Here is a 20,776-nt window from a genome sequence, read left to right as displayed (position 1 = left end):
GGCGACAATCCAGAGTGCTCGCAGGGCCTCAGGTCAAACTAACACTCGGGCTGCGAGCACCAGGAAAAAAACGACCTCGGTGCCGACAGCGCGGTGTCCCTTCCTTAGCAGGTTTCATCCATCAGGGTGGGCGCAGCCCATGACGAACTAACACCAAGGGGCTGGTTGGAGAGCAGCCATCGGTAAAATTAAAAGCAAATATGGTGGTCTCGATCCAGATCCCGCCTACGACTGTCGGCGGCGTTAGGGCGAAAGCCGTGCCACAAGTCTCTTGGCCGGCGAGAACTTGCCCTCCGTCAATGGCCGTGCCGTAGATCGTGCCGTCGTTACCTGCGATAAGACCGCTCAATGGAAATCCGCCGTCGCTGCCGTCCGTAAAGGAATACAGGACGCTTTCGATCCATGTCCCGCCCAGAGTACTCGGCGGCGCTAGCTGAAACACCGTGCCCGCACCATAAGCGCCTCCGCGCTTGGTAGTGCCGTAAAACCCGCTTTTGGAGGCTAGCGGGCCGGCTTCAGGAAACGTTCCATCGCCGGCGAAAGAAGGAAAGGAATGCTGGACGGACGAGTTCCAGATCCCGCCGGAAGTTGACGGCGGCGTGAGTTTGAAAATCGTGCCCTGCCCCATCTGTTCCAAAGTGCCGCCGGAGGTCGTACCAAGTAAACTGCCGTTTGGGCCGAACACGACACCTTGAGGACCATCCCCGCCATGGGAAAAGGGAAAGGCATGGATGACGGTTTCATTCCAAACGCCGCCTGACATCGCCGGTGGCGTCAGTGAAAACACCGTGCCACAACCGGAGCCGGTGGTGAACCGGCTCACACAGCCTGTACCACCGCCTTGTGCAGTCGCGCCGTAAAGCACACCGCTCTCGTTCATGACGATGTTTCCGCCGGGAAAGCTCCCGTCCTTGCCGCCTTGGAACGAGTACAGTACAGACTCACTAGCGGCGAGGCTGCGGGCGGGCAGACGAGCATCGCGACACTCAGCGCGAGCATCGCGCCGATAGTCGCGCGCGGACACCCTCGCGTCGAAGTGCCGACAGCACGGATCCATGTCCCTGGTATCCTAACGATTCCCCTGAGAAGCCCCCTAACACGATAATCTGTGAACGTCACTCAACAGATGACTGGTTACACCTAAGGGCGGCTCGCAGCAAGCAGCATCGATGGAACGAATAAATTTATTAGCAGAAAAGAAAACGGCGGGCCGTGGCCCGCCGTTTTCATATCGATCCCTAGCTAAAATCTTGCGCAGCTCGCAGACTCGCCTGCTCGTTTCGCGCGGCAGCCCGCGCTCCGCTAGCGCATTACCAGCGGTCGCGGCCCCCGCCGCCACCACCACCTCCGCCGCCACTGCGTCCGCGGCCCCCGCCGCCACCCCCTCCGCCAAAGCTCGACTCACGCGGCTTGGCCTCGTTCACCTTGATATTTCTGCCCTTGAGCTCGGTATCGTTGAACTGCTGAATCGCCTTACTCGCCTCCTCCGAGGTCGCCATCTCGACAAAGCCGAAACCCTTCGATTGGCCTGAGTATTTGTCCGTGATCACGGCGGCGCTTTGGACCTGGCCGACTTGTGAGAATAGCTCTTCCAGGTCGCTGTTAGTAACTGCGTAGGCCAGATTGCCTACATATAATTTGCTGGGCATTCCTTGCCCTCCGAAAGTTAGGCTGGGGAGCTCCGAACAGAGAACCCGGGCCTATTCCCGGGCTGGGTGAAGGGAACGAACCAAGCGTTACGGGACAACCATAACTGTTTTTGATCGCCGATGATAGCGGGAAATGCCGCAGGCGCCGGAGTACGCGATGGCGCACGCGGCATCGCAGATTCTGGCGGGCCCATATCTTTTGCCAACCCGCGGGCATAAGCTGGAAGCACCTCGCCTTTAGATGCTCTCGTGCAAGATGCCCGCCGGCACGAGGTATCAAAGTCGGTCTGAAACAAATGAAAGTTGGTAAAATGTGAAAATCTATGTCGGCAACCTTGCCAGTTCGGTTACCAGCAACGATCTGGTATCGCATTTCTCGCGCGCGGGCGAAGTGGTCGGCGCGCTCGCGATCAGCGATAAAACTTCGGGACGCTGTCGCGGCTTCGGCTTTGTCGAGATGGCCGAGCTCGCCGACGTCGCCGTCGCTTTTAGTCTGCTGAGCAATTCGGAGCTCAAGGGACAACGGATCACGCTCGAGCCCGATCCCTCCCAGAAAAATGGCCGCGCACGAAACAGCGGGGCCGCGCGTTAATCCGACGGATCGAGCCTGTTTGGAGTCGTTGGGGACTTGGTTGGAGAAATTGGGGAGGACGATCGACGATGCAGGGACTGGAACGAAAGCCTTGGGATACGCATGACTTCAAGGTGAAGATGCTCGACTGGTCCGCCGCACGCGGGTCCAGGCTCGCATTTGCGTGCCGCTTTTGCGGCCGCCGCTTCTGTAATTTCACGATTCTCCATGTCGGCACCTGGGCGGTCGACGGCGACGGCCGCGCGCTCGAAGACGCGGTCAGCAAGCGCTGGCTGGCGGAGAAATGCCCGCGCCTTTATGGCGCCGCTGACGACGACGATCGCAAGCGACTCTCGAAGCAGTAAACCGCGGCGGCAAACCGCATCGCCGGCGCCTGTAAGGCGCATCTAGACGATGAAGGCGCTCGAGCGCGAGATTACCGCAGCCGCGAATGCGGCCGGCTTCGTGCTCGCTGGCTTCGCGCCGCTCCGTCGGCTCGATCATCGCGAGGGCTTTTTCCGCACCTGGATTGACGAAGGCCGCCCGGCCGAGATGGCGTGGCTGGCGCGCGAGCCGGAACGGCGCTTTGATCCGCGCCGCCTCGATCCGCGGCTGCGCTCCGTCATCAGTCTCGCCTTTCCTTACGCGGCGCCGGCCCCGCCCTCTTGCGACTGGCGCGCGGAGTTGCGCGGACGTATCGCCGCCTACGCGCTCGGCGAGGATTATCACGATGTCGTAATCGAACGCGCGCGCATGGTCGTCGAACAGATGCGCGCCCTCCGTCCCGAAGCCGTCGCGCGGGTTTACGTCGATACCGGCCCGGTCTTCGAGCGCGAATGGGCGGCCGCAGCGCGCCTCGGATGGTTCGGGCGCAACACCAATCTCATCAATCGCTACGTCGGTTCCTACTTCTTTATTGCCGAGATCTTCACCGATCTCGAATTCGAATCGGCGGGCGAACCCTATCGCGACCATTGCGGAACGTGTCGCCAATGTCTCGATTTTTGTCCGACCGCCGCCCTCGCCGACGGCTATCTCCTTGAACCGCGGCTGTGCATCTCCTACCTGACGATCGAGCATCGCGGGCCGATTCCCGTCGAATTACGGCCCAAGCTCGGCAACTGGATCTTCGGCTGCGACATCTGTCAGGCGGTCTGTCCGTGGAATGGCGACGCCGCCAAGGCCGCCGTGGTCAGCGACGCGCTGATGCCCGGGTTAGGCGAGCTGATGGCGCTCGACGACGAGGGCTTTCGCCGACGCTACGGCCGCAGCGCACTTCGGCGCGCCAAACGTCGCGGTCTGCTGCGCAACGCCGCGATCGCGCTCGGCAATAGCGGCAATCCCGCCGCGATCCCGATCCTCGGCCGCAGTCTCGGCAATGAGCCCGAGGTGCTCGTCCGCGAACATGCCGCCTGGGCGCTGGGCCAATTTAGTGATCGCGCCGCGCGCCGCGAACTCGATCGCGCGCGGGTGCGCGAGCAGAGTCCTGCGGTGCAGCTCGCGATCATGCAAGCGCTCGCCGAGGTTTTGCCTTGAGCGGCTCCGCGTAATCTAATAATTCTTGAATAAATCACGACGAATAGATTCACGACGGCACGGCATTAAGATGAGCGAAGCGCGCGACGAATTCTCGAAACTGGCGGCCCGCGAGCCGATTCCCCTGGCGCGCGGCGCCTTGCTGATCGCCAAGGAAGAGTACCCGGCCCTCGATATCGAGAATTACCTCGAACGCTTTGCCGAGTTGGCCCGCGAGGCCGAGCCGCTGGTCCGCGCCGGCCCCAACACGATCGCGAAAATCCAGGCGCTCTCCGAGTTTCTCTTCACGCGCAAAGGCTTCGACGGCAACCGCGAGGCCTTCGCCGATCCGCGCAACTCCTTTCTCAACGACGTCCTCGAACGCCGCCTCGGCATCCCGATAACGCTCGCCGTGGTCTACATCGAGGTCGGCCGCCGCCTCGGCCTGAACCTCTTCGGCGTCTCGTTTCCGGCGCACTTCCTGGTCAAGGCTGTCGACGATCGCGGCGAGTTGATTATCGATCCCTTCAACGGCGGCGCCATCCTCGATCTCGAAGAGATCCGCGCGCGCCTCACGCAAATCTATGGCCAGCCGGTCGAGGTGAATCCCGCGATGCTCAAGGCGGTCGGCGCGCGTGAAGTCCTCACGCGGATGTTGCGTAATCTCAAGAATATCTACGCCAGCGCGTCGGACTGGACGCGCTCGTTGAGCGTGCTCGATCGCATCCTGATGCTCGACCCGCGCGCGGCCGAGGAAGTCCTCGAGCGTGGCGCGCTCTACGAGCGGCTCGAATGCTTTGGCCCGGCACTCGCCGATTTCCGCGGCTTTCTCGCTCAGGCCCCCGAGCATCCGGGTGCCGAGGCCGCGCGCGAAGCGATCGTGCGCCTGATGCGCCAGGTCTCCCGCATGAACTAGGGCCTGAACTAGCAGTCGTTCGGCGTTCCTGATTGCTGCGCCACGGGCGCATAGCCCGGCCGCAATGTGCGCGCTCGTTTCACCATGAATCGCTCCGATCTTTCGTCAGCGGCGGCGATCGCGAAAGACTCGCCGCAGCCGTCGGCGCGCAGCCTGCACGGCCTCGACTGGTTCAATTTCTTCATGGCCGACGTCCAAACCGGCGTCGGTCCCTTCATCGCGATCTACCCTCGCGATGCCCGAGACGGGCGCGCTCTCAGATCACTGAGCCGCGCGGCTTCATGCCGCTTTCGCTTCCAGGATTGCTTTAGGCTGGCGGCATTGCCGGCCCGCCCTGGTGATTGTCAATCAATGATTGCTTTGATATCAATGATTGCGGAGCGAACAGCCCGATGTCCAGTATCACCATTCGCAATCTGGAAGACAGCGTAAAGAGTAAGCTCCGCCTGCGCGCCGCCCGGCACGGACGATCGATGGAGGAGGAGGTGCGTCACATCCTGCGCACTACGCTGGCGGCCAAACCCAGCTCGGCGGATCTGTTTGAAGCCATCCGCCGGCGAATTTCGCCCACGGGAGGGGTGGAATTGCAGATTCCCGAGCGCGGCCCCATGCGTGAACCGCCGCCCTTCGAAGAATGATCATACTCGACACGAATGTACTTTCGGAGACTTTGCGTCCCAGCCCGGCGGCTTCGGTAAGTCGTTGGATGCGGGCCCAACCTTCGACCGATCTCTTTACTACGACCCTCTGCAAAGCCGAGATTTTTTACGGTCTGGCCCTGTTACCGGCGAGCCATCGCCGGGTCCGCTTGGAACGGGCAGTGACGGCGATATTCGATGAAGATTTCGCCGAGCGGATTCTACCCTTTGATGGAGCGGCGGCGAGAGCCTTCGCCGGGATTGCGGCGCATCGGCGCGGGCTGGGCCGTCCCATTAACGAGTTCGATGCAGCGATCGCCGCTATCGCGCGCTCGTGTCGGGCAACTGTCGCAACGCGGAACCTCGCGGACTTCTCCGATTGCGGAATTGGTGTTATCAGTCCGTGGGCGGAATCGGGATAATCGCCTTAAAATTTACGCGAATCGTGCGCTTCGGCGCGCGTTCTATGCGCGCCCTCAACTCAATATGATGCTCCGTAGCGTGACACGCCGGAGATTCAAATGCCCGAGACCTCATCGCACGATTTCTTTGCCGCCAGCCGCGCCGCCGTGGCCGACGTCGAATTGCGCCGTAAGCTCGAGAACGCCACCGGACGCCATCTCCAGCATGTCGCAGAACAGCGCGCGGAATTTCCGTCCTTCGAGCAGGAACGCGAGACCGCACGCCGAATTAAAGAAGACGCGATCGGCCGTCTCGACGAGTTGCTGGTCGAGCTGAAAGATCGTCTCGAAGCCAACGGTTGCAAGGTCTTCGTCGCCGCCGACGCTGCGGAAGCTCGCGACTATATCGTCGGGGTGGCCCAGCGCGCCGGCGCCAAACGCGTGGTCAAGGGCAAGTCGATGACCACCGAGGAGATCGCGCTCAACCCCGCGCTCGCCGCAGCCGGGATCGAGCCGGTCGAGACCGACCTCGGCGAGTATATCGTCCAGCTCCGTAACGAAGCTCCGTCGCATATCATCACGCCGGCGATCCATCTCGCGCGCGAGGACATCGGCCGGCTGTTCGCCGAGAAGCTCGGAATTCCTTACACGCCGGAGCCCGAAAAGCTGACGGCGGCGGCGCGCGAACGGCTGCGCTCGATCTTTCTCAGCGCCGAGATGGGCGTCACCGGCGTCAATTTCGCGATCGCGGAAACCGGCACTCTGGTGCTGGTCGAGAATGAAGGTAACGGCCGTTTCTCCAGCACTCTGCCCGATACGCTCGTCGCCGTGATGGGTCTCGAAAAGGTCATTCCGAAACTCGAGGATTTGAGCCACTTCCTCGAGATCCTTGCACGCACCGCGACCGGCCAGAAGCTTACCTGCTATACCAATTTCATCAATGGACCGCGCGGCGACGGCGAGCTCGACGGACCGCGCGAGGTTCACGTCGTGATGCTGGATAACGGGCGCACGCGGATGCTCGCCGATCCCGTCCTGCGCGAAGCGCTTTACTGTCTGCGTTGCGGCGCTTGTCTCAATGTCTGCCCGGTTTATCGACGGATCGGCGGCCACGCTTACGGCGTGCCCTATTCGGGCCCGATCGGGTCGATCGTGAGTCCGAACCTGTTCGGCTCCGCCGCGGCGCATCTGCCTTTCGCCTCGACCCTGTGCGGCGCCTGCCGCGACATCTGTCCGGTGAAGATCGATATCCCGCGCATCCTGCTGCATCTGCGCTGGAAAGCTAGCGGAGGCGTGCCGCGCGCCGCAGCGAGCAAAGGAATCGGCGACGTGCGCACCGCAATCGTGGGACGTGGCGACGACGCGCCGCTGGTCAAGTTTCCCCGCTCTGTACGGGGAACCCGCCGCGCAGTCCATCGCTTCGCGCGCCTCGCACGCCATCCGTGGCAGATGCGCCTCTTGACCCGGCTTGCTGCTATAGCCGCGCGCCCCTTCAGCCACGACGGTTATCTGCGGCGGATGCCCGGCGCGTTCCGCCATTGGACGCGCGCGCGCGACTTTCGCGCGCCGCGTTCCAGAAGGTAGGATTGCCACGCTGATGTGGTGAGTGCCTTTCACAAAATCATCGCCGACGTGCGCGGCGCGCTGGAGCGCAAGCGCGGGCCGGCGCCGGTCCACGACGTCGCAGGCGAAGCCGCGCGGCCCCTCTCAGCGGCTGCCCGCCGCGCCGAACTTGCTGCGCAATTCGGTCGCGAAGTCGAACTCGTCGGCGGACGCTTCTTTGGCTTGATCTCACTCGCCGCCGCGCGTGATCGACTGCTGGAACTTGCGGCCGCTGAAAAAAGTGAAAAAATTCGCAGTGCGGCGCTCGGTGGGGGCGTCGCGTGCGACGTCGAGATGCTGGTGAAGCCGCTGGCGCGCAAGGGGATCGAGCTAATCCGTACGCACCGGGTGACGGACGGCGACCGCGCCGCGCTGCGCGAGCGTATCGCCGGATGCGATCTCGGTATCGTCGAGGCTGACTATGCGATCGCGGCGACCGGAACCTTCTGTGTCATCGCAACGCCGGAGCGGCCAAGCTCGCTGACGATTCTGCCGCCGATCAATTTCATCTTCGTCGCCGCCGATCGCGTTCGGCCGAACCTCGCCGAAGTCGTCGCCGCGGTCGGGCCGAAAAATTTCGCGACCCATCGTGTCGCGCTAATCACCGGACCGAGCCGCACCGCCGATATCGAGAAGATGATCGTGATCGGCGTCCACGGCCCCAAACAGCTCTTCGCCGCGGTGATCGCCTGAATGGCCGGGCGCCGGACGACATGACCGAAGTACAGTTCTTCGCCACCTGCCTTGCCGAGCAGTTTTTTCCCAACGCCGTCGAGGCCTGCGTAAAGGTGCTGGAGCAGCAGAAGCTCAAGGTCCGCCCCCTGCGCCGCGTCTTGTGCTGCGGTCAGGCGCCTTTCAACGAGGGGATGCGCGACGACGCCCTGGAACTCGCGCGCCGCTTCCTCAAACACTGCGCGCCCGGCGTGCCGATCGTCGTGCCCTCGGGTTCCTGCGCGAGCATGCTCAAAATCTTCTATGCCGATCTGCTCGATGACGAGCCGGCCTTGCGCCAGCAGGCTGCGGCGATCCGCCCGTGGATTTTTGAGTTGTCGCAGTTCCTGGTCAACGTGCTCAAGGTCAAGTACGTGAGCGCGCGCTTCGAGCACACGGTCGCTTATCATCCGTCGTGCCATCTGATGCGCGAGCTGCACGTCGGCGACGAGCCGCGGCGGCTGCTGGGCAACGTCGCCGGGCTGAAGCTGGTAGAGTTCCGCAATCCCGAAGAGTGCTGCGGCTTCGGCGGGATGTTCGCAGTCAAATTTCCGGAGATTTCGACCGCGATGGCCGAAGACAAGATCGTCCGCCTCCAGGAAAGCGGCGCGGACACCGTCGTCGCCAACGACTGCGGGTGCCTGATGCAGCTTGGCGGCGCGATGCATCGGCGCGGGATCGCGATCCAGGTCCGCCATCTCGCCGAAGTCCTTGCCTCGCGCTGAACAAGTCCGGCTGCTAAAAAAGGCCGCTTGGAAATCCACGATAACCTGATTGCCCTCGGCAAGGTTTTCGTGGTCGCGCTCGCCGTCGGCCTCGATGTGCTCGCGGTCGCCGTCGGCGTCGGCGTGACGCGGCCAGGTCTGCGCGCGGGCGTAAGGATGGGCCTGGCTTTTGCCGGCGCCGAAATCGCGATGCAGCTGATCGGCTACGAGATCGGCGCCCAGGCGGGACAATGGCTCGGCGCGATCGCCGCCTACACCGGCTTTGCCCTCCTCGCAGTTGTCGGCCTCCTGATGCTGCGAAATGCGCTGCGCGCGTCAAGCGAGGCAGCTTTCGACGCAACTTCCGGGGGCGGCCTTCTGATGATCGCGCTATCGATCAGTCTGGATTCGCTGGCCGTGGGTATTGCGCTTCCCGCTGCGGGAATTTCAATTTTTCCGCTCATGATAACCGTCTCGATCACCACCACCGTTTTCACCCTGATAGGCCTGGCATTCGGCGCGCGCCTCGGCGAGCGCTACGAGCATGGGGCGGAAGGGCTCGCCGGCGCGATCCTGATACTCCTCGCAATTTTTTTCGTCGTCGAACGCGCTACGGGTTAGCGGTTGTGATTGTCGGGCTAGCGGACTAAAAGATATGGATAGACACCCACAATCGCGGCCAGTGGATGGGTGCCGGACCGGGCTACTTCGCGCGGCGCCTCCTCACGGCCGACAACCAAGGGAGAATCCCCGATGCAATATGATCTGATTATTCGCAATGGCACCGTGATCGATGGCTCCGGACTGCCGCGCTTCCGCGCCGACGTGGGAGTGACGGGCGGGAAGATCGCCGCGATCGGCCGGATTCGCGATCAGGCGCACGAGGTGATCGACGCCGACGGCCAGATCGTCGCGCCCGGCTTTATCGACGCGCACACCCATATGGACGCCCAGGTCTTCTGGGATCCGATCGGCACCAGCTCCTGCTTCCACGGCATCACCTCGGTCGTGATGGGCAACTGCGGCTTCTCGCTCGCCCCCTGCGGTGAAAAAGACAAGCTGCTCGTGATGCGCAATCTCGAGCGCGCCGAGGACATCTCGCCCGAGGCGATGCAGGCGGGCATCAAGTGGTCGTGGACCACCTTTGCCGAATATCTTGACGCCGTTGACAGGCTGCCCAAGGGCATCAACTACGCCGCTTACATGGGCCACTCGGCGCTGCGGACTTATGTGATGGGCGAGCGGGCTTTCGAAGAGGAAGCGACACCGGAAGACCTGGCCTTGATGAAGACGGAGATGCGCCGTGCGATCACCGCCGGCGCCGTCGGCTTTACGACCTCGCGCACGCGCAACCATCAGACCCCCGACGGCCATCCGGTCGCGAGCCGGATCGCCAACTGGAGCGAGGTCCGCGAGCTGGTCGGCGTGATGGGCGAACTCAACGCCGGCATTTTCGAGATCGCCGGTGAGGATACGGGCGTCGAGGGCGATCGTCTCGACGACTACCTGGTGCGGCTCAAGTCACTCGCCGTCGATACCGGGGTTCCCGTCACGTTCGGCATGTTCAGCACGCGGCGCGCACCCGATTACTGGCGCAACTATTTCCGCCTCGCCGACGAGACCGCCGCAGAAGGCGGCCGGATGTTCATCCAGGTGCATAGCCGCTCGCTCAACGTCCTGCTCTCGTTTGAGACCACGATGCCGTTTGACAAGCTGCCGTTGTGGCGCGAGTTGCGCAAGCGGCCGCTCGCCGAGCAGGAAGCCGCGCTGCGCGATCCAGCGACGCGGGCCAAGCTGGTGGCTGCCAGCCACGAACGGATCGAAGGCCGTCCGGTCGGCCCGGAAGCGCGCAACGCCAATTACAAGTGGCTCTTCCCGCTCGACCGCGCCACTCCGCCCTATCGCTCGATCGCGGAAATCGCGGAAACCTCGGGCAAGGATCCGGTGGACGTGCTGATCGATCTCGCGCTCGACAAGCACCTCAAGCAGTTCTTTCTGCAGACCCTGATCAACGAGAATCAGGATCATGTGCTCGAGATGATGCGTCATCCGCGCTCGGTAGTGACCTTCTCCGACTCGGGTGCGCACGTTTCACAGATCATGGATTCGTCGCTGCAGACCCACGTGTTGAGCCACTGGGTGCGCGAGAAGCAGGCCCTGACGCTCGAGCAGGCGGTCCGCATGTTGAGCTTCGTCCCGGCCTATCATTGGGGACTGGGCGGCCGCGGCCTCTTGCGCGAAGGCTACAACGCGGATGTCGTGGTCTTCGATCCCGAGCGCGTCACGCCGATGCTGCCGGAGCTCACGTACGATCTGCCGGCGGGTGCTCGCCGTCTCAAGCAGAAGGCCGAGGGCGTCATGGCCACGGTGGTGAACGGCCAAGTTCTCCTGCGCAACAACGAGCACACGGGCGCGTTACCCGGCAAACTGCTACGCGGCCCACTCGCTCATAGCGCATAGGGGCTCGAGGCGTTTTCTCCGATCTAAGAGGGCGCGAGCCTCCCAGCTCGCGCCCTTCTTTCTGCGGAGCAGCTTGCGCGGTATCCTTCGGCTGGAGTTGGGGATCGGGAGTATCGCTTATGAAATCGCGAGCTGACAAGGCGGGACCGTTAGCTAGGCGTTGCGACGAGGTACATCGCGCCTCTCACAATCCGGCATCTCCATGATTTTCTATCGGTTAGCTGAACGAAATGGTTGGCATCGGTCATTGCTGCGAAGTTGTTCTTATCGTAGAGAGCTACATTGTAACCCGCTGCGTGAAGAGCTTCCTGCATTGAAGTTTCCGAAATTGCGGTCGCTGACCTCTTGTAAGCTTTCGTATGGACCGTCATACGCGAGAAATCTCTCTTTCCACTCGACCCCGAGCCAGCCGGACGCCTCGCTCGAACGACGGTGCGGCATCGTGATCTAGCTCCTTCAGCTTTTCGGAAAGCCTGTCTAGATTAGAGCTGTCAGAAACGATCGAATTCGTGATCGAGGCAACCACATCAAAAGCCATCTTCAAGTCGCTGGCTTCGTCGCCATTGACAGCCTGCAACTCCGATAGAGGTCGGCGGAGGGTATTCTTCCGAACTCCACCAAGGCAAAGCGGCATTATGCTCTTTTTGGTAAACCAAAATGTTCCGCACTCAAACCAAACCCACGGCCTCGCGAGGCCACGATCTGACGCAACAAAAATGAGGAGAGCCGAGTGCTGCAGGGCTTGCTGAATCTCGGGGGACCATTTGGTGCCCGGAGCCAAGTCCGCAGGATCACTTGAACAGAATACTTTGACACCCGGTACGCGCCGCTCGATCTCCGATTTCAATAGCAATGCCATGTGTTCGTCGGACGCGGCATGGCTCAGAAACACTTTAGTACTGCGGCCGTGATTACTTGGAACAGTATCGGTCGGTTTGCGGATGCTCGCCGAGCGGCAGAATTCCTCGACTTGGGACTGGAGTCGCATGTGCGCGCCGACACTTCGATCGTAAAAATGGGTCGCGTTTTTCACCGACGAACTGACGCCGTCGCGCTGGCAAATCGCTTCAAACTGACTCTGCGGAACGTATGAGCAGTGAACCCAAAGCTCATCAATTTGACCACTGAGGATCCTGAACGCTTCGGGTGAAGATAAGTCCTGGACTTCCCGCAATAGGTCGCGGACAATTTCCCAAAGTCGGTCAGTCGCGTCTTCGATCTCTTTCGCGCATATGTCTGCAACCACTTGGATGAGCCCCGACTGGACGCATTGCAGTTCGGCCCGGAAGAAATGGTGGCGCTTAGACGACTCCGCAGCTAGTCGTTTTCGGGCGATCTGCATTGCTTGCTCGTCGAAGATCTGCCGATCCTGCCCTTCCGCTAAGGACCGCGCAATTGACACTTCGGCTGAGAGGCGAAGCGGTCGAATCGCCGAAGGCCGCCGCACCAATTTCGGAAAGCCACCGTGGCGCGGAGCGCTCCGCTAGTGGCGCGCACGATTCACGAGACTCTACGACGGGAATTGGACGGTGGCGGTGCCGATGACCAGACGCTCGGCCTCTTCGTTCTCGAGCCAGACGTCAATCTCGACGGTGCGGTCGGCGTCGTTCTTGTGCGTGACGAAGCCATGCAGCGAGATGGTGTGGTCGGGAATCACGGGCTGGCGATAGGTCGTGCCGAGACGAATCATCTTGGCGTCGCCCGCGTCGATCCAGTCGGTGACCAGCTTGCTCAGGATGGCGAGGCTCATGTTGCCGGGCGTGATCATCCCGGGTAGCCCCTCTTTGCGCGCGGCTTCGTCGTCGGTGAAGCGCGGCACCCACATGCCCATCGCGCGGGCGTAGGCGCGCACCTGGTCCTTGCTGAGATGCATCTCGGAGGGGCCGAGTTCACTGCCGATAACGACATCCGTGTAAAGCATTTGAGGCATGATAATCAGGGCCGGTTCATGAAGCGATGATCGATATGGGCGACCACTTCGTTGCGTTGGTTGGTGAGGGTCGAACGGATGACGACGAAGACCATCGAGCCGCTCCGTCCGGTTTTTTCGTAAATTTCTTTGACGTGCGAGCTCAGCGTGATGGCGTCGCCGGGGCGAATCGGCGCGACGAATTCGACATCCTTGCCGGCGTCGAAGCCCTGGCGTCCGAAGCGCGGGACGTGCTCGAAGAAATGGCGGCCGTTGCGGAAACTCACCGCGAAGGCGGGCGGCGCCGTCAGCCCACCGTAGGGGCCGTTCTTCGCAGCCACTTCATCGTTGTACAGCGGATTCTGATCGCCGATCGCCGCGGTGAAGGCGCGCACCGTGGCGGCGTCGACGGGCTGCGGGTCGGTGGTTTCGAACACCCGCCCGATCAGCGCGGGATCGTACTCGACTGCCATCACTTAACCTCAGCGCTTCCGGCTGGCGCCGGTTTGGTGGTTCCAGCCGGCGTCGCTGGGGCGGCCGGCGTCGCGACCGGTACCGCGTGCGGGACGGGTTTGCGGCGCGGGCGGAAATCGACCGGCTCGTAGGCGCCAGTGCGCAGTTCGCGGACCAGGTCTGTGATCGAGCGCACGTCGGCGGCGAAGCGCGTCGCGCAGAGTCCGATGAGGCTCACCAGATGGCTATCCGAGCCGCCGATCGCACGATAGCCATATTGCCGCACCAGGGCCTCGCTGCGTTCATCTTCGCCCTTGCGCGAACCGCCGTTGAGAACCTCGACGGCGACTACATTTTCGAGCGGCGGCCGCTTCGTGTAATGCTCACAAAGCCCGACGTTGGGACGCCCGGGGTGACACGGCACGGCGACACCACCCATCCGCGCGACCTCGTCGATCAACACCTGTGCCGGCAAGCGGACGTCGGCGAAATCAAAGCGCCGGGTCATCTCGTCGGTGACGCCGAAGACCAGCACGTGGCCGTACTCGGTTTCAACCTCCGAGGCCTTGAGCACCATCACGCCGAATTTGTCTTCGAGCGCGCGATAATCCGCGGTTTTGTCGAACTGGCGATGCTCGGTCAGGACGATGCCGTCAACCGGGCGTTCGGCGCGGCGCAGCTTGAGCCAGTTGAGATAGGCTTCGAGCGGCGCGCGACTGTCTTCAGAGGCTTCGCTATGACTATGGAGATCGAGAACAGTGCTCAATTGAGGTTTCTTCCTGCCTCGCCGGGCGCAATTTCGAGAGCGTCAGCAGGCGCTGATGCTCTCCGCGCAGCCTCGACGGGCACCCTTATTGTAGCCTGATTCGCTGCGAACCGACAGCGTTGGCGAGGTTCCCTTGCTGTATTCCGTAACTCAGCGGCCGGTGGCCTGTGACTGCGGCGTTGATGGTTCAGGAGTCGGATTGTCGCACTTGGAGCTTTCCGCAAAAAGTATTGCCTGGTCGTCGCCCGTATGGGTGGCGGAATCAATCCGCTCTTGCCGGACCCTATCGCAATCACCCCAAGTGCGGAAAGCTTCCGCTCTTGACCAATCGCTCTGCGGCGCATCTGTGTTGATGCCCTGGGTACCTGCCAAGGGCGGCACGATCAAATACCAAGCCGCAAATGCCAGCGCGATGTGCTGTATTCTCATCGTTTGCGTTTTCGCGCTCGCGGGAGCGCCGACGACCTCCTCCTACCCCGGGACATTCACCGGGCGAAACTTGACGAGCGTGACCTCGGGCGTGACGTCCTCGAAGACCGCTTCGACGGGCATATCGATTTTGACCTGGGCTGGCGGACACTGAACGATATTAGTCAGCAGCTTGACCCCTTCGTCGAGTTCAACCCAGGCCAGCACATAGGGCAACGCGTCGCGAAAACCGGAACTCGCGTTCTGGTTGGTAACGGTGAAGGTATAGATTTTGCCACGTCCGCCGCATTTGAGCCACTCGACCCGCGAAGACAAACAGCCCGTGCAGAGGGCGCGCGGATGAAAACGCAGGTCGCCGCAATCGCGGCACTTCTGGATATACAACTCGTGACGCTGGGCGGCTTCCCACCACGGCCGCATCTCTTCGTCGATATGCGGAAGCGGTTTCGCGTAACGCTTTTTCTCTTTTTCGTCGGCCATCCGCCTTGCTCAATCCTTCGATGATGCTTTCACTGATTGCTGAGAATCAGGGTCGCGCCGGAGTGACGCGTTCCGAGTTCGCCGCCGGTCCCATGGCATAAGGCGAGTGCGCAATCCTTAACCTGGCGCGGGCCGCACTCGCCGCGCAACTGCTTGACCGCCTCGATGACAAGGAAGATGCCGCGCATCCCCGGATGGTTCGACGAAAGCCCGCCACCATCAGTGTTGATCGGCAATGCGCCGTCGTAGCGCAGGCGTCCGCCGCTCACGAAAGCGCCGCCCTCGCCGCGCTTGCAGAAGCCCAGATTTTCGAGCGTCGCGAGCACCGTGATCGTGAACGAGTCGTAGATCATCGCCATGTCGATATCGGCTTGCGAAATCCCGGCGCGCTCGAAAGCGAGGCGGCCGGATTGATTCGCGGCGATTTCCAGAAAGTCGCGCTGGCCACGCGCCGCGTGACGCGCGGTCTCGCCTGTGCCGAGAATATAGGCAGGCTTTTTCTTGAGGTCCCGCGCGCGCGCGGCCGAGGTCACGACCAGCGCCCCGCCGCCGTCGCTGATCATGCAACAATCGAGCAGATGCAGGGGCGACGAGATGACGCGCGAGGCCAGGACATCGGCGACCGTGATCGGATCACGATATTTGGCGGCCGGATTCAGCGACGCATGATGACGCATCGTGACGGCGATTTCGGCAAGCTGCTCAGGCGTCGTGCCATAATCGTGCATATGGCGCTGCGCGATCATCGCATAGGCGCCGACCGTCGTCGGCCCGTAGGGCGACTCGAACTGATGACAGGGATCGCCGCCAGCCCCGCCGCCGGTGCCCACGGCGAAGCGCGACGACGCCGCAGTCGAGCCATAGACAATGACGGCGACGTCGCACAGCCCGGCGTGGATCGCGGCCGCCGCATGAGCGGTATGGGCGACGAACGACGACCCGCCCATGTTGGTGCCGTCCATATAATTCGGCGTCAGATTGAGGTAATCGCAAAGCCCGACAATGCCCATCACACTCATGCCGATGCCGGCCGAGAAAAGCCCGTCGACGTCCTTGATCGTCAGCCCGCAGTCGTCGAGCGCGCCGCGGATACTCTCCGCCATGATCTGGTACATGCTTTTGTCGGGAGCGAAACGACTGGGATGTTCGTAAACGCCCGCGACGGCGGTCTTGCGACTCAGACTCATGCCACTTCCTCTAGCTTAGTGCGGACAAGAACTTTTCCAGCGCCGCGTTGACGGCGGCGGGTTGCTCGGTCGTCAGGTTGTGGGCCGCGTCGGCAATTACTTCAAGGCGCGCGCCCTTGATGTGCTGTTGGAGAAATTCCGCGTCGGCAGGGGGCGTCGTCGCGTCGTCGCGGCCGGCGAGGATCAGCGTGGGCGCCGCGATGCGCTCGAGCGCCGCGCGCAGATCGACCTGCGAAGCCGCCACAATATCGCCCCAGCGCACTCGCGGATCGGTGCGAATCTGCTCGCCCCAGCCCTCGCGGATGACCTCCGGATGCTCGGCGATCGTCTTGGGCGCGTAGCCGCCATTCTCGAACGGCTGCCCCATCCGCCCCATTGTGACCGCGCGCCAGGTCTCACGGAGTTCGTCGGGGAGGGAAAATTTCGCCGCGGTCGCCATCAGAACCAGCCCCTGCACCCGCGACGGATAGCGCGCCGCGAGATCCATCGCGACCGCACCGCCCATCGAGCGGCCGACGATCACCGCCGTCGCGAGCTTGAGCGCGTCGAGGAATGCGACGACGAAATCCGCGTAGTCCCCAATGGTGCCCAGACCTTCGACCCCGGCGCTGCGCCCGTGCCCGGGCAGGTCCGGCGCGATCGGGCTGTGCGCCGCACCCAGATGATCGTACTGCCGATGCCACGCATGCGCGTTCGACCCGGCCGCATGAATCAGGATCAGCGCGCGGCCGCGCGAGAAGTCAGGAATGACGTCGGGCAGCGTCGTCTTACCGACGTAGTAGTAATAGGTTGCGAAGCCACGAACGTCTACGTATTTGGTCGGCATCGGCCAGTCCTACGGAAAATCTCGCTGCCGGTTAGCTATTAGGTTTGGTTGCGGCTTGTCAACGCCACGCGACCGTCGCGATAGTTCAGCCGGCGGTCACCGCAGCCGGCTGACGAGCGCTTGCGACTTCGCGTCATGCGCCTTTGCGCCGACCACGCGTGGCGATGGGCGCCCCGCCGGAGACTTGCGCCATTTCCCACTGCTCGATCGCAGTGCGGTTGAAGCGCCAGTTACTGCCGACGCGAAAGCCGGGCAGACGCCCTTGCCGCAATAGACGATAAATCGTCGTGGGATGAACGCGCAGGTGTTCCGAGAGTTCCTTTATCGTGAAGATTTCGTCCGACGCAGCCATCGCAGTCGCCCCCCCAACGTCTGCACCATGTGAGATTTCGGTTTTTACTCGCCTACCGACCTTATACTCTGACGAGCGCGAGAGCGAGCGAAACTGCGGTCAAAGTGTCTTTCGCAACGTAATTCCTGCAAAAACCTTTCCTCATTGCCGAAAAGCTACAGTCTACAACGGATGGGAATTTATCTTTTAACAACTTTAGTTATCTTGAATTAGCTACAAACCTGCGTTGCCGGGTCTCGCCCCCACCTTCCCGTGACAGGCCATGCGTTCGGTCTCGCATGGCGGTGCCGATCGCGATGTGCTATGCATCGCGAAAACCGGGAGAAGCATTATGGGCGCAGTCGAAAACAAAGCTATGGTTCAGGACGCTTTCGCGAAATGGAGTCGCGGTGATGGCGGCGGTTTCTTCGCCCTGCTCGCCGACGATGTGCACTGGACGGTGATTGGCAGCACGCCAGTCTCGCGAACTTATACGAGCAAGCGCGCTTTCCAGGAGGGCGCCGTCCATCCGCTCGGCGAAAAGCTGAGCGGCGCGATCCAACCGACGGTCCGCGATATCATCGCGGAGGGCGACAAAGTCGCGCTGCAATGGGAAGGACGCGCCACTGGCAAGAACGGCACGATTTACCATCAGACCTATTGTTGGGTGATGCGCTTCGAGGGCGGCAAAGTGCGCGAGGGCACCGCCTATCTGGACACCGAGTTGATCTCGCAACTCTGGAAGTAAAGCGATGCGCGTAAATAAACTGCGGGCAACGCTCAAGGCCGGCGGCATCGCGCTCGGGACCATCATGTGGGAGACACGCGCGCGCGGTGTCCTCCATACATTGGCGCAGGCCGGGATGGATTTCGTTTTCATCTGCATGGAGCATTCGGCCTACAATCTCGAGACCGTGACTGAGATGGTTGCGCATGCACACGCGGCCGCGATCACTCCGGTCGTACGCATTCCTGATTTGCAGTACCAGTACGTAACCCGCCTGCTGGACTCAGGCTGCCAAAGCCTGATCGCGCCGCATCTGCGCAGCGGCGAGGAAGCCCGGCGCTTCATCGAGTATGCGAAATACTATCCCGAGGGGCGGCGCGGGATGGCTATTCTGAATAACGCCGGGGTCGAATACGAGAGCGTCGAGCCGCGGGCGGCGATCACGCATGCGAACGCCAATACTCTGCTCGCGGTTTTGATCGAGACGCGCGAGGCGGTCACGAACGCCGAGGAGATACTCATCCCGGGGATCGATCTCGTATTGGTAGGACATCAGGACCTGGCGCAGAGTTTCGGCGTGCCTGGCGAGTTCGGCCATCCGGAGGTGCGTGCAGCCACGGCGCGCGTGAATGCACTCTGCAAAGCGCGCGGGATCGCAATCGCAGGCGCGATCAATCACCCGGAGAATGTCAAAGCCGTGGTGGACACCGGCGCGCAATTCCTGCTGTACGGCACCGATCTGCTGCTGATCCGGCGCGAGGCGGAACGCGCGGCCCAAGCGCTCGCGCCCTACCGCAAAGCACGATCGGCCTGAGCAGCACGTTCACACAGCACCTATTCGCTAACTGGAGAAATCAAGATGGCAGGAATTCTGGATGGGAAAGTTGCATTGATCACGGGCGCTGGGTCGGGAATCGGCCGCGCGACAGCGAAAATCTTTGCGCGGGAGGGCGCCCGCTTGGTGCTGGCCGACATCGTCGCCGACGCGGTGCAGGAGACCGTCGCGACAATCAAGCAGTCGGCTGGAGACGCGCTTGGTCTCACGGCTGACGTCGCGAAGTGGAGCGACGTCGAAGGACTGGTCGGCAAGGCGGTCGAGACCTATGGGCGGCTCGACTGCGCCTTCAACAACGCGGGAATCGAAGGTGAAGCCGCGCTGACGCACAAGTGCAGCGAGGAAAACTGGCATCGTGTCATCGCGATTAACCTGACCGGCGTTTGGCTCTGCATGAAGGCGGAGATTGCCCAGATGCTCAAGCAGGGCGGCGGCGGCGCGATCGTCAATACGTCGTCAGTGGCTGGCATCGTCGGCTCGGTCGGTGGTCCGGCCTATGTCGCCTCGAAGCACGGCGTCGCCGGCCTCGCGCGCGCCGCCGCACTCGAATACGGCAAACACAACATCCGGGTCAACGCGGTATGTCCGGGGCCCATCCGCACGCCGATGCTCGGACGGCTGGCGCAGCTCACCAAGAGGGGCGAGGCCGGCTTTGCCCGCGCCGAACCGCTGCGGCGACTGGGCGAGCCCGAGGAGATCGGCGAGGCGGTCGCGTGGCTCTGCTCGGATCACGCGTCGTTCGTCACGGGCCTGCCGATGCCGGTGGACGGCGGCTTTTTCGCGCAATAGTTAATCGGTGCCCCTGCTTGCACATTGGGATTGACTACGATGCCATATACTCAATTGCTCTATGAAAAGGTCGAGCGCATCGGGCGGATCACGCTCAATCGGCCGCGCTATCGCAATGCACAGTCGACGGTGCTGCTCAAGGAGCTCGATCACGCTTTTGAAGAAGCCGCGTTCGACGCCGAAGTCAAAGTAGTAATCCTCGCCGGCGCCGGGGAGCATTTTTCCGCCGGCCACGACCTCGGCACCCCGGATGAGCGGGAGAATCCGAATAGCTACTTCAATACGAAAGGGCTGGCGAATCGGCATATCCGGTCGTGGGAGATCTTCCTCGACAACACGCTCCGCTGGCGCAATCTGCCGAAGCCGACGATCGCGCAAGTCCAGGGCTTCTGCATCTTTGGCGGCTACATGTTCGCCTCGGCGATGGATTTGATCGTCGCGGCGGACGACGCGATGTTCCTGCCCTCGATTACGCAGTACTTCACCGCGCCCTGGGATGTCGGCGTGCGCAAGGCCAAAGAGATACTCTTTCAGAGCCGCTTCATCGACGCGCAGGAGGGGCTCAGAACCGGATTGGTCAACCTCGTAGCGCCGCGCGCCGAGCTCGAGAAAGAGACGTTGGCGCTTGCCGCGCGGATCGCGGAGACCGACGCCTTCACGCTGCGGATGCTCAAGTTCGCGATCAATAACGCGCAGGACGAGATGGGCTTCCATACCGCGGTGCGCAACGCGCACTCCCATCATTTTCTCACCCGCGTGCAGGAATACGCGAGTTGGGACAAGGGTGAGGGTCGCGGCCCCAAGCGGATGCCCGGTGTCGAGCAGGCGCTAAGAAAGTCACAAAAACGCGACTAAGACATCACGACGACTCGGCATT

The 20,776-nt window shown here is 62.3% G+C and carries 27 protein-coding genes; 15 read left to right on the top strand and 12 right to left on the bottom strand.

Annotation, left to right across the window (positions count from 1 at the left end; translation table 11 throughout):
* Window positions 1-121 precede the first annotated feature (121 nt).
* Window positions 122-880: a choice-of-anchor tandem repeat GloVer-containing protein gene (locus VKS22_10330; GenBank protein ID HLW71008.1), complete on the bottom strand. Its 759-nt coding sequence runs from the start codon at window positions 878-880 to the stop codon at window positions 122-124.
* A 430-nt stretch (window positions 881-1,310) separates the two neighbouring features.
* Window positions 1,311-1,649, bottom strand: a complete 339-nt coding sequence (locus tag VKS22_10325; protein HLW71007.1) for an RNA-binding protein — start codon at window positions 1,647-1,649, stop codon at window positions 1,311-1,313.
* Window positions 1,650-1,962: 313 nt separating this feature from the next.
* On the opposite strand from VKS22_10325, the gene VKS22_10320 reads away from it, so the two are divergent.
* The 4 genes from VKS22_10320 to VKS22_10305 all read left to right on the top strand — a co-directional run bounded on the left by VKS22_10320 (window position 1,963) and on the right by VKS22_10305 (window position 4,651).
* The gene (locus VKS22_10320; protein HLW71006.1) at window positions 1,963-2,241 is read left to right on the top strand and encodes an RNA-binding protein; all 279 of its coding nucleotides are present in this window, start codon (window positions 1,963-1,965) and stop codon (window positions 2,239-2,241) included.
* Window positions 2,242-2,309: 68 nt separating this feature from the next.
* A complete protein-coding gene (locus VKS22_10315) occupies window positions 2,310-2,585 on the top strand; it encodes a hypothetical protein (GenBank protein HLW71005.1) in 276 nt (91 codons plus the stop codon).
* A gap of 49 nt (window positions 2,586-2,634) precedes the next feature.
* The gene (gene queG, locus VKS22_10310) at window positions 2,635-3,756 is read left to right on the top strand and encodes a tRNA epoxyqueuosine(34) reductase QueG (protein ID HLW71004.1); all 1,122 of its coding nucleotides are present in this window, start codon (window positions 2,635-2,637) and stop codon (window positions 3,754-3,756) included.
* Window positions 3,757-3,826: 70 nt separating this feature from the next.
* Complete coding sequence (locus VKS22_10305) at window positions 3,827-4,651, top strand: tetratricopeptide repeat protein (protein ID HLW71003.1); 825 nt, start codon at window positions 3,827-3,829, stop codon at window positions 4,649-4,651.
* An 8-nt stretch (window positions 4,652-4,659) separates the two neighbouring features.
* Here the strand turns inward: VKS22_10305 and VKS22_10300 are convergent, their stop codons facing one another.
* Window positions 4,660-4,869, bottom strand: coding sequence for a hypothetical protein (locus VKS22_10300; protein ID HLW71002.1), 210 nt, complete (start codon window positions 4,867-4,869; stop codon window positions 4,660-4,662).
* Between the two features lie 174 nt (window positions 4,870-5,043).
* Between VKS22_10300 and VKS22_10295 the strand changes: the two genes are divergently transcribed.
* The 7 genes from VKS22_10295 (at window position 5,044) to VKS22_10265 (ending at window position 11,167) form a co-directional block, all read left to right on the top strand.
* Window positions 5,044-5,289 (top strand): hypothetical protein, encoded by a 246-nt coding sequence (locus VKS22_10295; protein ID HLW71001.1) that lies wholly within the window; start codon window positions 5,044-5,046, stop codon window positions 5,287-5,289.
* Window positions 5,286-5,711 (top strand): type II toxin-antitoxin system VapC family toxin, encoded by a 426-nt coding sequence (locus VKS22_10290; protein HLW71000.1) that lies wholly within the window; start codon window positions 5,286-5,288, stop codon window positions 5,709-5,711. Before VKS22_10295 ends, VKS22_10290 begins: the two co-directional genes overlap by 4 nt.
* A 99-nt stretch (window positions 5,712-5,810) precedes the next feature.
* On the top strand, window positions 5,811-7,274 hold the full coding sequence (locus VKS22_10285) for a LutB/LldF family L-lactate oxidation iron-sulfur protein (GenBank protein ID HLW70999.1): 1,464 nt from the start codon (window positions 5,811-5,813) through the stop codon (window positions 7,272-7,274).
* An 18-nt stretch (window positions 7,275-7,292) separates the two neighbouring features.
* Window positions 7,293-7,985 (top strand): lactate utilization protein, encoded by a 693-nt coding sequence (locus VKS22_10280; GenBank protein ID HLW70998.1) that lies wholly within the window; start codon window positions 7,293-7,295, stop codon window positions 7,983-7,985.
* Window positions 7,986-8,005: 20 nt separating this feature from the next.
* A complete protein-coding gene (locus VKS22_10275; protein HLW70997.1) occupies window positions 8,006-8,728 on the top strand; it encodes a (Fe-S)-binding protein in 723 nt (240 codons plus the stop codon).
* A 27-nt stretch (window positions 8,729-8,755) separates the two neighbouring features.
* Window positions 8,756-9,328: a manganese efflux pump gene (locus VKS22_10270; protein ID HLW70996.1), complete on the top strand. Its 573-nt coding sequence runs from the start codon at window positions 8,756-8,758 to the stop codon at window positions 9,326-9,328.
* 132 nt (window positions 9,329-9,460) lie between these two features.
* Window positions 9,461-11,167 (top strand): amidohydrolase family protein, encoded by a 1,707-nt coding sequence (locus VKS22_10265; protein ID HLW70995.1) that lies wholly within the window; start codon window positions 9,461-9,463, stop codon window positions 11,165-11,167.
* Window positions 11,168-11,534: 367 nt separating this feature from the next.
* Here the strand turns inward: VKS22_10265 and VKS22_10260 are convergent, their stop codons facing one another.
* From VKS22_10260 to VKS22_10220, 9 genes are all read right to left on the bottom strand, one after another.
* Complete coding sequence (locus VKS22_10260; protein HLW70994.1) at window positions 11,535-12,569, bottom strand: toll/interleukin-1 receptor domain-containing protein; 1,035 nt, start codon at window positions 12,567-12,569, stop codon at window positions 11,535-11,537.
* A gap of 108 nt (window positions 12,570-12,677) precedes the next feature.
* The gene (locus VKS22_10255; GenBank protein HLW70993.1) at window positions 12,678-13,097 is read right to left on the bottom strand and encodes a MaoC/PaaZ C-terminal domain-containing protein; all 420 of its coding nucleotides are present in this window, start codon (window positions 13,095-13,097) and stop codon (window positions 12,678-12,680) included.
* A gap of 5 nt (window positions 13,098-13,102) precedes the next feature.
* On the bottom strand, window positions 13,103-13,549 hold the full coding sequence (locus VKS22_10250) for a MaoC family dehydratase N-terminal domain-containing protein (GenBank protein HLW70992.1): 447 nt from the start codon (window positions 13,547-13,549) through the stop codon (window positions 13,103-13,105).
* Window positions 13,549-14,295, bottom strand: coding sequence for a PHP-associated domain-containing protein (locus tag VKS22_10245; GenBank protein ID HLW70991.1), 747 nt, complete (start codon window positions 14,293-14,295; stop codon window positions 13,549-13,551). The genes VKS22_10250 and VKS22_10245 overlap by 1 nt, the downstream gene beginning before the upstream one ends.
* Window positions 14,296-14,445: 150 nt before the next feature.
* On the bottom strand, window positions 14,446-14,724 hold the full coding sequence (locus VKS22_10240; protein HLW70990.1) for a hypothetical protein: 279 nt from the start codon (window positions 14,722-14,724) through the stop codon (window positions 14,446-14,448).
* Between the two features lie 42 nt (window positions 14,725-14,766).
* Window positions 14,767-15,204 (bottom strand): Zn-ribbon domain-containing OB-fold protein, encoded by a 438-nt coding sequence (locus VKS22_10235; GenBank protein HLW70989.1) that lies wholly within the window; start codon window positions 15,202-15,204, stop codon window positions 14,767-14,769.
* Window positions 15,205-15,233: 29 nt separating this feature from the next.
* Window positions 15,234-16,391 (bottom strand): acetyl-CoA acetyltransferase, encoded by a 1,158-nt coding sequence (locus VKS22_10230; GenBank protein HLW70988.1) that lies wholly within the window; start codon window positions 16,389-16,391, stop codon window positions 15,234-15,236.
* A gap of 10 nt (window positions 16,392-16,401) precedes the next feature.
* The gene (locus VKS22_10225) at window positions 16,402-17,217 is read right to left on the bottom strand and encodes an alpha/beta fold hydrolase (protein ID HLW70987.1); all 816 of its coding nucleotides are present in this window, start codon (window positions 17,215-17,217) and stop codon (window positions 16,402-16,404) included.
* Window positions 17,218-17,350: 133 nt separating this feature from the next.
* Window positions 17,351-17,569, bottom strand: a complete 219-nt coding sequence (locus VKS22_10220; protein HLW70986.1) for a helix-turn-helix domain-containing protein — start codon at window positions 17,567-17,569, stop codon at window positions 17,351-17,353.
* Between the two features lie 331 nt (window positions 17,570-17,900).
* Here VKS22_10220 and VKS22_10215 point away from each other — a divergent pair, with 331 nt between their 5' ends.
* Genes VKS22_10215 through VKS22_10200 form a run of 4 tightly spaced genes read left to right on the top strand, consistent with a single transcriptional unit; the run spans window position 17,901 to window position 20,754 of the window.
* Window positions 17,901-18,296, top strand: a complete 396-nt coding sequence (locus VKS22_10215) for a nuclear transport factor 2 family protein (protein ID HLW70985.1) — start codon at window positions 17,901-17,903, stop codon at window positions 18,294-18,296.
* Window positions 18,297-18,300: 4 nt separating this feature from the next.
* Window positions 18,301-19,089 (top strand): aldolase/citrate lyase family protein, encoded by a 789-nt coding sequence (locus VKS22_10210; protein ID HLW70984.1) that lies wholly within the window; start codon window positions 18,301-18,303, stop codon window positions 19,087-19,089.
* Between the two features lie 45 nt (window positions 19,090-19,134).
* Window positions 19,135-19,899 (top strand): glucose 1-dehydrogenase, encoded by a 765-nt coding sequence (locus tag VKS22_10205; protein ID HLW70983.1) that lies wholly within the window; start codon window positions 19,135-19,137, stop codon window positions 19,897-19,899.
* 39 nt (window positions 19,900-19,938) lie between these two features.
* Window positions 19,939-20,754, top strand: a complete 816-nt coding sequence (locus tag VKS22_10200) for an enoyl-CoA hydratase-related protein (GenBank protein HLW70982.1) — start codon at window positions 19,939-19,941, stop codon at window positions 20,752-20,754.
* Window positions 20,755-20,776 lie beyond the last annotated feature (22 nt).

It is taken from the genome of Candidatus Binataceae bacterium (genome assembly GCA_035308025.1).
GTDB lineage: Bacteria > Desulfobacterota > Binatia > Binatales > Binataceae > JAJPHI01.
This window is presented reverse-complemented; position numbering and strand designations above follow the sequence as displayed.

Coding starts and splice junctions, on each gene's coding strand:
- VKS22_10215 (HLW70985.1), top strand. CDS start 17,901: ATGGGCGCAGTCGAAAACAAAGCTATGGTTCAGGACGCTTTCGCGAAA.
- VKS22_10305 (HLW71003.1), top strand. CDS start 3,827: ATGAGCGAAGCGCGCGACGAATTCTCGAAACTGGCGGCCCGCGAGCCG.
- VKS22_10230 (HLW70988.1), bottom strand. CDS start 16,391: ATGAGTCTGAGTCGCAAGACCGCCGTCGCGGGCGTTTACGAACATCCC.
- VKS22_10295 (HLW71001.1), top strand. CDS start 5,044: ATGTCCAGTATCACCATTCGCAATCTGGAAGACAGCGTAAAGAGTAAG.
- VKS22_10265 (HLW70995.1), top strand. CDS start 9,461: ATGCAATATGATCTGATTATTCGCAATGGCACCGTGATCGATGGCTCC.
- VKS22_10205 (HLW70983.1), top strand. CDS start 19,135: ATGGCAGGAATTCTGGATGGGAAAGTTGCATTGATCACGGGCGCTGGG.
- VKS22_10210 (HLW70984.1), top strand. CDS start 18,301: ATGCGCGTAAATAAACTGCGGGCAACGCTCAAGGCCGGCGGCATCGCG.
- VKS22_10330 (HLW71008.1), bottom strand. CDS start 880: ATGAACGAGAGCGGTGTGCTTTACGGCGCGACTGCACAAGGCGGTGGT.
- VKS22_10240 (HLW70990.1), bottom strand. CDS start 14,724: ATGAGAATACAGCACATCGCGCTGGCATTTGCGGCTTGGTATTTGATC.
- VKS22_10235 (HLW70989.1), bottom strand. CDS start 15,204: ATGGCCGACGAAAAAGAGAAAAAGCGTTACGCGAAACCGCTTCCGCAT.
- VKS22_10225 (HLW70987.1), bottom strand. CDS start 17,217: ATGCCGACCAAATACGTAGACGTTCGTGGCTTCGCAACCTATTACTAC.
- VKS22_10200 (HLW70982.1), top strand. CDS start 19,939: ATGCCATATACTCAATTGCTCTATGAAAAGGTCGAGCGCATCGGGCGG.
- VKS22_10290 (HLW71000.1), top strand. CDS start 5,286: ATGATCATACTCGACACGAATGTACTTTCGGAGACTTTGCGTCCCAGC.
- VKS22_10300 (HLW71002.1), bottom strand. CDS start 4,869: ATGAAGGGACCGACGCCGGTTTGGACGTCGGCCATGAAGAAATTGAAC.
- VKS22_10275 (HLW70997.1), top strand. CDS start 8,006: ATGACCGAAGTACAGTTCTTCGCCACCTGCCTTGCCGAGCAGTTTTTT.
- VKS22_10250 (HLW70992.1), bottom strand. CDS start 13,549: ATGGCAGTCGAGTACGATCCCGCGCTGATCGGGCGGGTGTTCGAAACC.
- VKS22_10315 (HLW71005.1), top strand. CDS start 2,310: ATGCAGGGACTGGAACGAAAGCCTTGGGATACGCATGACTTCAAGGTG.
- VKS22_10285 (HLW70999.1), top strand. CDS start 5,811: ATGCCCGAGACCTCATCGCACGATTTCTTTGCCGCCAGCCGCGCCGCC.
- VKS22_10325 (HLW71007.1), bottom strand. CDS start 1,649: ATGCCCAGCAAATTATATGTAGGCAATCTGGCCTACGCAGTTACTAAC.
- VKS22_10255 (HLW70993.1), bottom strand. CDS start 13,097: ATGCCTCAAATGCTTTACACGGATGTCGTTATCGGCAGTGAACTCGGC.
- queG (HLW71004.1), top strand. CDS start 2,635: ATGAAGGCGCTCGAGCGCGAGATTACCGCAGCCGCGAATGCGGCCGGC.
- VKS22_10220 (HLW70986.1), bottom strand. CDS start 17,569: ATGGCTGCGTCGGACGAAATCTTCACGATAAAGGAACTCTCGGAACAC.